This is a genomic window from Immundisolibacter sp. (assembly GCF_041601295.1).
In the GTDB taxonomy this organism is placed as follows: Bacteria; Pseudomonadota; Gammaproteobacteria; order Immundisolibacterales; family Immundisolibacteraceae; genus Immundisolibacter.
Map to the genome: position 1 here is coordinate 15,632 of NZ_JBFIII010000031.1, position 14,030 is coordinate 29,661.

9 protein-coding genes are annotated in these 14,030 nt (G+C 65.5%); 7 read left to right on the plus strand and 2 right to left on the minus strand.

Annotated features, from left to right (window positions below):
* Nucleotides 1–41: 41 nt before the first annotated feature.
* Nucleotides 42–542: a disulfide bond formation protein B gene (locus tag ABZF37_RS05925; RefSeq protein ID WP_372717794.1), complete on the minus strand. Its 501-nt coding sequence runs from the start codon at nucleotides 540–542 to the stop codon at nucleotides 42–44.
* 80 nt (nucleotides 543–622) lie between these two features.
* Nucleotides 623–1,201, minus strand: a complete 579-nt coding sequence (locus ABZF37_RS05930; RefSeq protein WP_372717796.1) for a superoxide dismutase — start codon at nucleotides 1,199–1,201, stop codon at nucleotides 623–625.
* A gap of 590 nt (nucleotides 1,202–1,791) precedes the next feature.
* Between ABZF37_RS05930 and gltB the strand changes: the two genes are divergently transcribed.
* From gltB to ABZF37_RS05965, 7 genes are all read left to right on the plus strand, one after another.
* A complete protein-coding gene (gltB, locus tag ABZF37_RS05935; protein WP_372717798.1) occupies nucleotides 1,792–6,252 on the plus strand; it encodes a glutamate synthase large subunit in 4,461 nt (1,486 codons plus the stop codon).
* Between the two features lie 59 nt (nucleotides 6,253–6,311).
* Nucleotides 6,312–7,742: an FAD-dependent oxidoreductase gene (locus ABZF37_RS05940; protein ID WP_372717801.1), complete on the plus strand. Its 1,431-nt coding sequence runs from the start codon at nucleotides 6,312–6,314 to the stop codon at nucleotides 7,740–7,742.
* Between the two features lie 13 nt (nucleotides 7,743–7,755).
* Nucleotides 7,756–8,820, plus strand: a complete 1,065-nt coding sequence (gene hemE, locus ABZF37_RS05945; protein WP_372717811.1) for a uroporphyrinogen decarboxylase — start codon at nucleotides 7,756–7,758, stop codon at nucleotides 8,818–8,820.
* A gap of 10 nt (nucleotides 8,821–8,830) precedes the next feature.
* Entirely contained in the window at nucleotides 8,831–11,014 is a 2,184-nt protein-coding gene (locus ABZF37_RS05950) for a primosomal protein N' (protein WP_372717803.1), read from the plus strand.
* A gap of 387 nt (nucleotides 11,015–11,401) precedes the next feature.
* Nucleotides 11,402–11,989 carry an ANTAR domain-containing response regulator gene (locus ABZF37_RS05955; protein WP_372717805.1) on the plus strand — a complete coding sequence of 196 codons (588 nt, stop codon included), beginning with the start codon at nucleotides 11,402–11,404 and terminating at the stop codon, nucleotides 11,987–11,989.
* Entirely contained in the window at nucleotides 11,986–13,248 is a 1,263-nt protein-coding gene (locus ABZF37_RS05960; protein ID WP_372717807.1) for a CmpA/NrtA family ABC transporter substrate-binding protein, read from the plus strand. The genes ABZF37_RS05955 and ABZF37_RS05960 overlap by 4 nt, the downstream gene beginning before the upstream one ends.
* A 351-nt stretch (nucleotides 13,249–13,599) precedes the next feature.
* Nucleotides 13,600–14,030, plus strand: a 431-nt coding sequence (locus tag ABZF37_RS05965) for an FAD-dependent oxidoreductase (RefSeq protein ID WP_372717809.1), incomplete at its 3' end; no start/stop codon positions are given.

Sequence of the window (14,030 nt, forward strand, 5' to 3'; positions counted from 1 at the left end):
CTCAGGGGTGGAAAGCTGTGGCCGGCTGGCAGGCCAACGGGCTAAGTCCCGTCACTCGGTCGCAGCAGCAAACGTAGCGCCAGAAGCCCTAGCATGGCAAACCACAGCAGCGCCCAGGCCGCGATGCCGAGTCCCAGGAACTGCCAGGTGTTCTCGGCACACTCCCCGGAGCCGCGCAGCACCATGGACAGCGTTTTGAGCAGCGGAAAATTGCCGATCATGTAATCGAGGCCCGGCCCGCATGCGGGCACGGCATCGGCCGGCAGCGACTGCAGCCACACCTGGCGGCCGGCAACGCCGCCGCCCAGGCCGGCGAACAACAGGGCCAGCAAGGCCAGTACGCGGGTGCCGACTTTGCGCCGGCCAATCAGAGCCCCAGCCAGGAAGCTTGTTCCGACTGCCATGAAGGCAAGCCGCTGCAGAATGCACAGCGGGCACGGTTCCAGCCCGTGGGCGAATTCGAGGTAATAGCCGAAGCCGAGCAAACCCGCGCACGCCGCGGCGGCCAGCCCGCACCACTGGCGGGGAGTCAGTGTCGGCATGGTCCAGACTCCGGCAGGTCCGTTGCTTCAGGCAGAAAGCGCAGGGGGCGTCATGGTGCCCCCCGCCAAACAACGCGATTTCAGCCGAAATTGCGAGCCACGAAGTCCCAGTTGACCAGATTCCAGAACGACTCCACATACTTCGGCCGCGCATTGCGGTAATCGATGTAGTAGGCGTGTTCCCAGACGTCACAGGTCAGCAGCGGCGTGTGGCCGGTGGTCAGCGGGCAACCCGCGTTGCTGGTGCTGACCAGCTCCAGGTCGCCGGATGCGTTCTTGACCAGCCAGCCCCAGCCGGAACCGAAGGTTGTGATGGAGGTCTGGCTGAATTTTTCCTTGAACGCATCGAACGATCCGAAGGTCTTGTCGATCGCGGCGGCCAGGGCCCCGCCGGGTTTGCCGCCGGCCTTCGGCGCCACGCAATTCCAGTAGAAGGTGTGATTCCAGATCTGCGCCGAGTTGTTGAACACGCCGCCGCTGGACTTGCGCACGATGTCCTCCAGGGACAGGTTCTCGAATTCGGTGCCTGGAATCAGCTTGTTCAGGTTGTCGACATAAGTCTTGTGGTGCTTGCCGTGGTGAAATTCCAGGGTTTCGGCGGAGATATGTGGCGCCAGGGCGTCGATGGCGTAGGGCAGGGGTGGCAGTTCGTGGGTCATGGGGACTCCTCGTGATACGGATGGTTGGGACCGGGCGCCGGGCGCGGGGTCGGGAAATATTAAGTGGCCGATCGGCCGTCGGCACAGCCTACGCAAAGGAAATTGCAAGGCCGCTTCAGTCTAGCAGGTTGGCTTGCCGGGATTGACTTCGCGTACGGCGGCAACCCTCCGGCCAGGAGCGCCTTGGATGAGGCGACGGGTGGCGATACTGGATGGGGGGTCGAGCGGCTGACGGTATTGCGTGACGTATGCGAGTGGGCTGTGCGGTGGTGCGGTCGGGTACGGGATGTTTGACCATTGCACTGCGGCGACCCGACTAAAGGCGTACCCGCGAGCACTTTAAATAATTAATTTATAGTGTTTTTTATGGCTTATAGTGGCCAACGTAGGTGCCGCAAGTGGCGCTTCCCGCTGGAGCATGGGGAATGCTCTGCCACGCGTGGTCCCGGCTGCTCGCGAATGAGGACTGCAGAATTGCTCATTTGTGGGGCAGGCCGTGGATGGATAAAATCGCCGGTTCGTCCAAGGCGCACCCAGCGCCCGCACCAGCGTCGCGCACCGTTGATGCGGCTACCAGAGACCCCTTGTCAGTGACTCAGCAACCCGACCTTTCGAACACGCTGTATCGCTCGCGCTTTGAGCGCGACAACTGCGGCTTTGGCCTGATCGCCCATATGGATGGCGAGGCTTCGCACGCGCTGGTCACCACCGCCATCCGCTCCCTGGAGCGTATGACCCATCGTGGCGCGATTGCCGCCGATGGCAAGACCGGCGACGGCTGCGGCTTGCTGATTCGCAAACCGGACCGGTTCTTGCGCGCAGTAGCGGCCCAGGCCGGCATGAGCATTGGCGAGAACTACGCCGTCGGATCGGTGTTCCTGAACCCGGATCCGGTGCTGGCCGAACAGGCCCGCGCCGGGTTGGCCGCCGAGTTGGCTCGCGAGGGTCTTGGCATTGCTGGCTGGCGGGAGGTGCCGATCAATCCGGAAGCCTGCGGTGAGCAGGCCCTGGCCATGTTGCCGCGCACCGAACAGGTCTTCGTCACCGCCCCGCGCACCCTGACCGATGAGGACTTCAACCGGCGCCTGTACTTCGCCCGTCGTCGTGCGGAGAAGCAGATCGAGCCGAACGATCCCGAGTTTTACGTCACCAGCCTGTCCTGCCATGTGATGGTCTACAAGGGTCTGGTGATGCCCGACCGGCTGCCCGAGTTTTATACCGACCTCGGCGATCCGTTGTTTGCCTCGTCGGTGTGCGTCTATCACCAGCGTTTTTCAACCAACACCTGGCCGCGCTGGCAGCTGGCACAGCCGTTTCGGTATCTGGCCCACAACGGGGAGATCAACACCCTGCAGGGCAACCGCTACTGGGCCATGGCGCGCGGCCACAAATTTGCCAGCCCGCTGTTCCCGGACGTTGAGGACATCCTGCCGCTGGTCTCGACCTGGGGTTCGGACTCGATGAGCCTGGACAACATGCTGGACGTGCTGTTGTCCGGTGGCATGGATGTGTTTAGAGCCATGCGGCTGCTGATTCCGCCGGCCTGGCAGCATGTGCCCGGCATGGACCCGGATATGCGGGCGTTTTACGAGTACCACGGCATGATCATGGAGCCGTGGGACGGCCCGGCCGGCATCGTGCTGACCGATGGCCGGTACGCCGCCTGCACCATGGATCGCAACGGTCTGCGCCCGGCGCGCTGGGTAGTGACGCGTGACCGCATCATCACCCTGGCATCCGAAATCGGTGTGCGCGATTACGCGCCCGAGGACGTGGTGGCCAGTGGGCGGCTGATGCCCGGGCAGATGATTGCCGCCGACACCGAGACCGGCGAACTGTTGTTGCCGACCGATATCGACGAGCGCCTGAAGCGGCGCCAGCCTTACCGGCGCTGGCTGCAGCGGCATGTACAACGCCTGGACGAGCTCGATGGCAGCCAGTTTCAGGCGGAGCCCGCGGCCAGCGACGACATCAAGACCCGGCAAAAGCTGTTTGGCTTGAGCTACGAGGAGCGCGAGCGGGTGCTGCGCGTGCTGGCCGTGGATGGCCAGGAAGCGGTCGGTTCGATGGGTGATGACTCGCCGATGGCCGTGCTGTCAGCGCAGCCGCGGGCGCTTTATGACTACTTCCGCCAGTCCTTTGCGCAGGTGACCAACCCGCCCATAGATCCGCTGCGCGAGACCATCGTGATGTCGCTGAGCACCGGTTTCGGGCGCAATCACAATGTGTTCGAGGAGACACCGGACCACGCCCGCCGGCTGGTCACGGCAAGTCCGGTACTCAGCCGTGACACGTTCCAGCGCCTGCTGACGCTGGATGAGCTGGAGTATCCGTATGCCGTGATCGACCTGTCCTATCCACGGCCGGACGCCGGCTATACCGGACTCAAGATGGCGGTGGAGCGGATCTGCGCGGAGGCGGAACAGGCGGTGCGGGCCGGCAAGGTAATCATCGTGCTGAGCGATCGTGCGGCCTCGCCGCAGCGCCTGCCGGTGCCGGCGCCGATGGCATCCGGCGCCGTTCATCACCACCTGACCCGGCTGGAGCTGCGTTCGGACGCCAATCTGGTGGTGGAGACCGGCAGCGCGCGCGATCCGCATCACTTTGCGGTGCTGCTGGGTTTGGGCGCGACGGCGGTATATCCCTACCTGGCCTATGCCAGCATTGCCGATATGCTGGGCGAGGAGGGCGCCGAACGCGGCTGCGTGGCGTTCGCCGCCGGCATCAACAAGGGCTTGCTCAAGATCATGTCCAAGATGGGGATATCCATCTTGCCGAGCTATCGCGGGGCGCAGCTGTTCGAAGCCGTTGGCCTGCACGAGGAAGTGGCTCAGCTGTGCTTCGAAGGGGTGGTCAGTCGCATCCAGGGCGCAACCTTTGTCGACCTTGAGACCGACCTGCTGACGCTGGCTGATGCCGCCGCGGTTTCAAGAAAGCCCCTGGTCCAGGGCGGCCTGCTGAACTACGTTCACGGCGGCGAGTACCACGCCTTCAACCCGGATGTCGTGACGGCGCTGATCCAATGCGCCCGCAGCGGTGATTACGAGGACTACAAGGCCTACGCCCGCCTGGTCAATGAGCGCCCGGTGACCACGCTGCGCGATCTTCTGCAACCGCAGTTCGGGGACGGTATCGGGCTGGATGAGGTCGAGCCGATCGAGGCCATTACGGCCCGTTTCGACTGCGCCGGCATGTCGCTGGGCGCGTTGGGGCCGGAGGCCCACGAGGCGCTGGCGATCGCCATGAATCGCCTGGGTGGCCGTTCGAACTCCGGCGAGGGCGGCGAGGATCCAGTCCGCTACGGGACCGAACGCACCTCCAAGATCAAGCAGGTGGCCTCCGGCCGCTTTGGCGTGACGCCGCAGTATCTGGTCAATGCCGAAGTGCTGCAGATCAAGATCGCCCAGGGCGCCAAGCCGGGCGAGGGTGGCCAGTTGCCGGCCAACAAGGTGGACGCGCTCATCGCCCGCCTGCGCTACACCATGCCCGGCGTGGCGCTGATCTCGCCGCCGCCGCACCACGATATCTACTCCATTGAAGATCTGGCGCAGCTGATTTTCGACCTCAAGCAGGTCAACCCTCAGGCGCTGGTATCGGTCAAGCTGGTGGCGCAGGCGGGGGTAGGCACAGTGGCGGCAGGGGTGGCCAAGGCCTACGCCGACCTGATTACCATTTCCGGTTACGACGGCGGAACCGGCGCAAGTCCACTGACCTCGGTCAAATACGCCGGTATTCCGTGGGAAATCGGTCTGGCCGAGACCCACCAGGCGCTGCTCGCCAACAGGTTGCGCGAGAAAGTGCGCGTACAGACCGATGGCGGCTTGAAGACGGGCCTGGACGTGATCAAGGCGGCCATGCTGGGCGCGGAGAGCTTCGGTTTTGGTACCGCGCCGATGATCGCGCTCGGCTGCAAATACCTGCGGATATGTCATCTGAACAACTGCGCGACGGGTATCGCCACCCAGAACGAGGAGCTTCGCCGCGACCACTTCGTCGGCCTGCCGGAAATGGTGGAGAACTACCTGCGCTTTGTGGCGCAGGAAGCGCGTGAGTGGATGGCCAGGCTTGGCGTGCGCAGCATGGAAGAGTTGATCGGTCGCACCGATCTGTTGCGCCCGCGCGCCGGTGACACGGACAAGCAGCGTCACCTGGATCTGCTGCCCCTGCTCAGCGGCAACGGCCTGGCGGTCGAAGGCAAGCAGTTTTGCACCGCCGCCTGCAACGAACCCTACGACAAGGGTGAACTGGCCGAACAGATGGTGGCCGACACGCTGGATGCCATCGAGCATTCCCGGGGCGGCATTTTCAACTACGACATCAACAACACCAATCGCTCGATTGGCGCCCGTTTGTCGGGCGAGATTGCCCGTCGCCACGGCGACACCGGCATGGCGCATGCGCCGATAACCCTGAAACTGCGCGGCCACGCCGGGCAGAGCCTTGGCGTGTGGAACGCCGGCGGCCTGAACCTGCTGCTGGAAGGCGCCGCCAACGACTACGTTGGCAAGGGCATGGCTGGCGGCAAGATCGTCGTTAGCCTGCCGCGCGCCAGTCGCCTGCAGTCTCAGCTGACCACCATCATGGGTAACACCTGCCTGTATGGCGCGACCGGCGGCAAGCTGTATGCCGCCGGCCAGGCCGGCGAGCGCTTCGCGGTGCGCAACTCCGGCGCCGTGACGGTGGTGGAAGGCGTGGGTGACCACGCCTGCGAGTACATGACCGGCGGCGTGGTGGTGGTGCTCGGCCCCACCGGGGTGAACTTTGGCGCCGGCATGACCGGTGGCCTGGCGTTCGTCTACGACCCCGACAACCTGCTGCCGGAACGCTACAACCCCGAGCTGGTGGACATCCACCGCATCAATACCGAAGACACGGTTATGTGCATGGGTTTTCTGCGCGGCCTGATTCGTGAGTACGCCGAGGAAACACAAAGCGAATGGGGACGGCACATCCTGGATAACCTGCCGGACTTGCGCAGCAAGTTCTGGCTGGTGAAACCCGAGGCCAGCGAACTGTCCAGCCTGCTCGACGCCGCGCGCGCGTCGCGCTGATCCGCGCCTGACTGACGTCTTGTTGCCGACCACTTAACCGTCAAACTACGAACTCCCCTATGGCCGCTGCCCCCAAACCTCGCAAGAATCCGTTGCAGTTTCTGCAAACACCGCGTCTGGTCGAAAAACAGCCGGTCGAACAGCGGATTCATAACTACCGCGAGATCTACCAGCCGTTTGATGCCGCCGCGGCCAGCCGCCAGGCCGGGCGTTGTATTGACTGTGGCAACCCGTACTGCGAATGGCAATGTCCGGTGCACAACTTCATCCCGGACTGGCTCAAGCTGGTCGCGGAGGGCAAGATCCTGGAGGCGGCCGAGCTGTCGAACCAGACCAACTCGCTGCCGGAAATCTGCGGTCGGATCTGCCCGCAGGACCGCCTGTGCGAAGGCGCCTGCACACTGAATGACGGCCTGGGCGCGGTCGCCATCGGATCGATCGAGAAATACATCTCCGAGGAGGCATTCAAGCTCGGCTGGAAACCGGATATGTCGCAGGTGGTGGCCACGGGTCGGCGCGTGGCGGTTATCGGTGCCGGCCCCGCGGGCCTTGCCTGTGCCGACGTGCTGGCACGTGCCGGCGTGCAGGCCGTGGTGTACGACCGTTACCCCGAGATTGGCGGTTTGCTGACCTTCGGCATTCCCGGTTTCAAGCTGGAAAAGACGGTCGTCACGCGGCGCCGGACCATTCTGGAAGGCATGGGGGTCGAGTTTCGCCTGGGCGTGGAAATCGGTCGTGACCTGCCGTTCGACAGATTGCTGCAAGACTTCGATGCGGTCTTTCTTGGCATGGGCACATATCGTTACGTGCAGGGCGGTTTCCCCGGCGAAGACCTGCCCGGCGTGACCTCGGCGCTGCCTTACCTGGTCGCCAACATCAACCACCAGCTTGGCTTCGAGCGTGATCCGGCCGAGTTTATTGATCTGGCCGGCAAACGGGTCGTGGTGCTGGGCGGTGGCGACACCGCCATGGACTGCAACCGCACCGCCATTCGCCAGGGCGCAGCGCAGGTCAGCTGTGCCTACCGGCGCGACGAGCGCAACATGCCCGGCTCGCGGACCGAGGTGGGTAATTCCAAGGACGAGGGTGTGCAGTTCCTGTGGAATCGCCAGCCGCTGGAGATCGTCGCCGGTGCCGACGGTCGCGCCTGTGGCGTGAAGATGGTGACCACCGAACTGGGCCCGCCGGATGCCAAGGGTCGGCGTCAGCCGCAGTCGGTCCCGGGCAGCGAAGAAATCATTCCCGCCGATGCTGTCATCGTGGCCTTCGGTTTTCGGCCGGACCCGCCGGCCTGGTTCAAGCAGTTCAACATCGCCACGGACAACGGTGGCCGCGTACAGGCGCCGGTCAATGGCAAGTTTGCCCACCAGACCAGCAATCCAAAAGTGTTTGCCGGTGGCGACATGGTGCGCGGCGCGGACCTGGTGGTGACGGCGGTGTTCGAGGGTCGGCAAGCCGCCGAGGGCATCCTGCTGTCGCTGGACCTGTGACGGCGCCGTGAGTCTGCCGCCGCTGCAAAACGACCGGCTGCTGAGGGCTCTGCGGCGTCAGGCGGTGGACCGTACGCCGATCTGGATCATGCGCCAGGCCGGCCGCTACCTGCCCGAGTATCGCGCCACGCGGGCCCGGGCCGGGAGTTTTCTGGGTTTGCTCCGAAATCCCGAGCTGGCCACCGAGGTCAGCCTTCAGCCGCTGGCGCGCTTTGATCTTGACGCCGCCATTCTGTTCTCGGACATCCTGACCATCCCCGATGCGCTCGGGCTGGGGCTGTATTTCGTCGAAGGGGAGGGGCCGCGTTTCGAGCGACCCCTGCGCAGCGCCGCCGACATTGCCGCGCTGTCCCCGCCCGACCTTGAGCGCAGCCTGCCCTATGTATTCGACACCGTACGCATGCTGCGCCGGGAGCTGGCCGGTCGGGTACCGCTGATCGGCTTCTCCGGCAGCCCGTGGACGCTGGCCTGCTACATGGTGGAGGGCGGTGGCAGCAGCGATTTCCGGCACGTGAAAGGCTTGTCCTACAGCGACCCGGCGGCGCTGCATCGGCTGCTGGCACTGCTTGCCGATGTGGTCGCCGATTACCTCGCGGCGCAGGCGGCAGCGGGCGCCCAGGCGCTGATGCTGTTCGACACCTGGGGTGGGGTGCTGAGCACCAGCAGTTACCACGAGTTTTCGCTGGCCTACCAGACGCGGGTGGTGGAACGGCTCAAGGCCCAGCCGGTGTCCCGGGAGCTGCCGCTGATCGTGTTCACCAAGGGCGGTGGCCAGTGGCTGGCCGAGCAAGCCGGTTGTGGCTGTGAGGCGCTTGGTGTGGATTGGACGCAGCAGCTGGGCGACATACGGCGGATCACCGGCGGTCAGGTGGCGCTGCAGGGCAACCTTGATCCGATTGCGCTGTTCGGCCCGCCCGAACGCATCCGTGCCGAGGTCGCACGCATCCTGCAAAGCTACGGCAATGGGCCGGGCCACGTATTCAACCTCGGCCACGGCGTGCTGCAACAGACCGACCCGGCGCGGGTGGCGGTGCTTGTCGATGCGGTACACGAGCTGAGCACGCCGTATCACCGCTGACGGTCGGCCAGTGCCGCGCACAATCCTGAAAGTTGCGGTCGACGTGCCATTGCGCCGGCTGTTCGATTATTTGCCGATTCTGGATGCCGGGCTGCCGCCGGTGGGTGTCCGGGTCCGGGTGCCATTCGGCCGCCGCAACCAGGTAGGTTTGGTGGTTGGGCACGCCAGCCATAGCGAGCTCTCGCAGCCGCAACTGCGACATGCCGAGGAGTCGCTGGATGCCACGCCGCTGCTGCCGCCCGGCGTTCTGGAGCTGCTGCGTCGGGCCGCCGATTATTACCATGGCGCACCCGGCGAGGTGTTCGTCGGCACCCTGCCCGGGCCACTGCGCGCTGGCCGGCCAGCTCAGCTGCGCACTCCCAAAGCGTGGCAACTGACGCTGACAGCGCCGAGTGTCGACAGCCTGCGCCGTGCTCCCCGCCAAGCTGCCTTGTTACAGTTTCTGGAGGCCGGGCCGGTGGCCGAATCAGTGCTGGATCAGGCATTGCCGGGCTGGCGGCCCGCCGCGCGGATTCTGGCCGGCAAGGAATGGATTAGTCGCGTCGCTGCGCGCGGGGTGGAGGCGGCTTGCCACGTCGCGCAGCCGCATCCGGATCTGAACCCGGCCCAGGCCGAAGCGGTCGCCGCGATCGGCGCTGCCGATGGCTATGCGGCCTATTTGCTGGATGGCGTGACCGGCAGCGGCAAGACCGAGGTCTATCTCGCGGCCATCGAACAGGTGCTGGCCCAGGGCCGTCAGGCACTGGTGCTGGTGCCGGAAATCAGCCTTACGCCGCAGACCGAGGCGCGTTTTCGAGCCCGTTTTGGTGCGGCGGTGGTGGTGCTGCACTCCGGCCTGGCCGACGGCGAACGGCTCGCCGCCTGGCTTGCCGCGGCCAGTGGCCGGGCCACGGTGCTGATCGGTACCCGCTCAGCGGTGTTTGCGCCGCTGGCGCGGCCCGGGCTGATCGTGGTCGACGAAGAGCACGACAGTTCTTACAAGCAGCAGGATGGCTTTCGCTATCACGCCCGGGACATGGCGGTGCTGCGGGCGCGGATCGAAGGCGTGCCGGTCGTGCTGGGCAGTGCCACGCCCTCGCTCGAAAGCCTGGCACACGGTCGCAGCGGCCACTACCGGACCCTGCACCTGCGGGAACGCGCCGGCACCGCGCGCCTGCCGCGCCTGGAACTGCTCGACGTACGCCACCAGCGCATGGCGGGTCTGGTGTCGCCGGCCCTGATCGCCGCGGTGCGTGAGGAACTGGCGCGCGGCCAGCAGGTGATGCTGTTTCTGAACCGCCGCGGCTACGCGCCGGTGTTGCTGTGCCATGCCTGTGGCTGGGTGCCCAAGTGTGATCGCTGCGACGCCCACTACACCCTGCATCGTGGCCGGCAATTGCTGCTCTGCCACCACTGTGCCCGCGAGCGGCCGTTGCCGACCAACTGCGGGGGCTGCGGCGTTCGAGAGCTGATACCGGTTGGCGCCGGCACCGAGCGCATCGAGGCCGACCTGACGGCGCTGTTCCCGGACCACCGGGTGCTGCGTGTGGATCGCGACAGCACCCGGCGGCGCGGCGCGCTGGATGAGCACCTGAGCGCCGTGCGCGATGGCCACGCGGACATTCTGGTGGGTACGCAGATGCTGGCCAAGGGCCACCATTTCCCGGCGGTGACCCTGGTCGGCATTCTGGATGCTGACCAGGGTTTGTTCGCGGCCGATTTTCGCGCCACCGAACGCCTGGCGCAGGTCATTCACCAGGTGGCTGGGCGCTGCGGTCGTGGCGAACAACCTGGTCGGGTATTGATTCAGACGCACCAGCCGCAGCATCCGGTCCTGCACGCCCTGCTGCGAGGGGGCTATAGCGGTTTCGCGAGCGCCTTGCTGATCGAACGCGAGGCCGCTGGCTGGCCGCCCTACAGTCACTTGGCCTTGTTGCGGGCCGAGTCAATCAAGCCGCAGGACGCGCAGCGTTTCCTGGGTGCAACGCTGTCGCTGGCGCAGACGCTGGGCCACAGTGGTGTGGATCTGCTGGGCCCGGTACCAGCGCCCATGCCCAAGCGCGCCGGCCGCTACCGGGCGCAGCTTTTACTGCAAGCGCCACGCCGCGCGCCACTGCACGCGCTGCTGCGCGCCTGGTTGCCTGAATTGGAACAGCTGCCGCTGGCGCGTCGGGTGCGCTGGTCGCTGGATGTGGACCCGGCGGATATCTATTAGGGACGATCCGCATAAGTCCATCGCAGACGTCCGAGCCCGCGGAATCCGAGATGTGTAATTTTCGGGTTCCTTATCCAGACCACGCTGCGGTCGGGTATCGACGGCCTGTTCCTGTGCCACGCAATCGCCGTCGCTTAGGGAAATGCTGAACTATTCAGTGTTTCCCGCAGCGCAGGGATGCGCTGCCAAAATCTGCGGCTGTAAGCCAATGATTTTGTGAGCCATCGGAAAACCACGCTTTTCCGATGGCGGGCGCTGAGAAATCCAGGACGGATTTATTCGGCTCTTCCTTAGGGGTTTCTCGAAGCGCGCCGTTTGGCATGGCAAGCTTATTGCTACCTATCTAACTACTGGCACTTTACACGACCAAGCTTGGCTAACGCTCTCATGGAACCATCGCGTCTGCGCGTCATGCTCGTCGATGACGATGTCGAACGGCGCGCACTTGTAGCGACGGCCCTGGCGGATGCCGGGTTGGACGTCGCGGCGCAGCTTGGCACTGCCCACGGCCTGCTGCACGCGGTTACGCACCACGCGCCCGATGTCATCATCATCGACATTGAGTCGCCCGACCGGGACATTCTTGAATCCATGCGCTGCCTGTCTCGCGACAACCCGCACCCGGTGGTGATGTTTGCCACCCAGTCCGATAGCGACACCATTCGCCTGGCGGTGGAAGCGGGGGCCAGTGCCTACGTGGTCGACGGGCTCTCGCCCGGCCGGGTACGCGCGGTGGTGGACGTGGCCATTGCCCGGTTTCGCCAGCATGCCTCTTTGCAACGCGAGCTGGACCAGGCTCGCACTAGCTTGGTGCAGCGCAAGGTCGTCGATCGCGCCAAAGGCCTGTTAATGGAGCGTGGCCGACGCACCGAAGACGACGCATACCACGCGCTGCGCAAGCTGGCCATGGACCAGAACAAGACCATGGCCGAGGTAGCCCAGGGCGTCATCGACACAGCGCAGTTATTCAGATGACTTCGACCGTGCACGCACCGGAACTGTCGCAGCTGCGACTGGGCTATATCCCGCTGACCGACGCTGCGCCGCTGGTGGTGGCGCGCGAGCGCGGCTACTTCGAGCGCCACGGGCTTGCGGTCCGCCTGTCGCGGCAGCCGTCGTGGGCCACGCTGCGCGACAAGTTGGCGATCGGACAGATTGACGGCGCGCACCTGCTGGCGCCGATGGCGCTTGCCTGCAGCGTCGGTGTGGAAGGCGTCGGACAGGCTCTGGTGACGGCGCTCAGCATGGGTCTGAACGGCAATGCCATCACCGTGGCCGACTGGCTGTACCGGGAAATGCAAGAGGCCGCTCGCGGTCAACCGGTCACCGCCGCGTCGCTCGCAGGCGTGGTGTCCCGGCGTCGCGCGGCAGGGACTGAACCCCTGACTTTTGCCAGCGTGTACCCACTGTCCAACCATACGTACCAGCTTCGTTACTGGCTGACGGCGGGCGGCGTCGACCCGGACCGGGATATCAGGCTGGCGGTCGCGCCGCCGCCCCAGATGGTGCAGCGCCTGCGCGCCGGCAGCATCGATGGCTACTGCGTCGGTGCGCCGTGGAACACGCTGGCGGTGCAGCAGGGTGTCGGGCGCATCGTCAGCACCGGTTACGAGGTGTGGAACAACGCGCCGGAGAAAGTGCTGGCGGTTGGCGGCGCCTGGGCGCAGCGGTACCCGGCTACGCATGCGGCGCTGGTATGCGCCATCGTCGAGGCGGCGCAGTGGCTGGATGAAAGCCCACAGCACCGGCTGCAGGCGGCCGAGTTGCTGGCACGCGAGACTTACCTCGATCTGCCGTTCGAGGCCGTCGCATGTTCGCTGCTGGGGCGTCTGCCAACCGATGCAAGCGGTACCGCGCGCGAGCTGCCGGACTTCCACGTGTTTTACCGTTATGCCGCGACGTTCCCGTGGCGCTCGCATGCCTTGTGGATGCTGGCGCAGATGCAGCGCTGCGGCCAGTTACCGCGGGACACCACGCTGTCGGCGGTAGCCCAGCGCGTGTACCGGCCCGACCTGTATCGTCTGGCGGTGGCGCGGCTGGGTATCCCGGTGCCGGCGATTGACCACAAGACCGAGGGCCATCACGGCGCTGGGTGGGTCCTGGGCGCTGGTGCCAACCGGGTGGAGATGGGTGCCGATCGCTTCATCGATGGCGCCCTATTTGACCCACTGATATACGGATCGGAAACGCCTGTTGCCAGCGCTGTGCAGCTGGGAGGCGCGAGCAGATTCTAGGCAAGGTTCGAGCCCGCCGGGCATGCCCGGCGGTATTCAAGGAAAAACTGTTCCAACGGCGGGACAGGCAGCGTTCGCCAACGTCGGCGAGCCGAACAGTAGCCGCTCCGGCGATCCGGGGCCCTGTGCGTGCGAAGCGACGACTATGGACGAACGAATTCATCTGATTCAAATCGGTAACGGTATGGCCGTCAGTCTGGCAGCGGGCACGCTGCCGGCGCTGGCCGCCTGTTGCTGCGCGCCGCCGAACGGGACGGCATGGGCAAAAGGCGTTGGCTCCAGCCACCCATCGAACGGGCGATCGAAGTGAGCTCGGTCAGCGTATCCGCCCCCAAATCCGGGACCAAGGCAATGGAAAAGACGCGACTGGTGGTCATCGGCAATGGCATGGTCGGCCAGCATCTGGTCGACACGCTGGCCGAGACAGCCCCCAAGCAATTCGAGCTCACCGTGTGTGGCGAGGAAACGCGCCCGGCCTACGACCGCGTGCACCTGAGCGAGTACTTCGGCGAGAAGACCGCGGATGAACTGGCCCTGACCACGCCGGATTTCTACGCCGGGCATGGTTTCAGCCTGCGCACGGCCACGCCCGTCACCGCCATCGACCGCGCCGCGCGCATCGTGCAGACCGCATCTGGCGAGGAACTGCCCTACGACAAGCTGGTGATCGCCAGTGGCTCGTTTCCGTTCGTGCCGCCGGTGCCGGGGCGCGAGCGCCCGGGCTGCTTCGTGTACCGCACGCTGGACGATCTGGATGCGATCCGTGACTCGGCGCAGGGCGC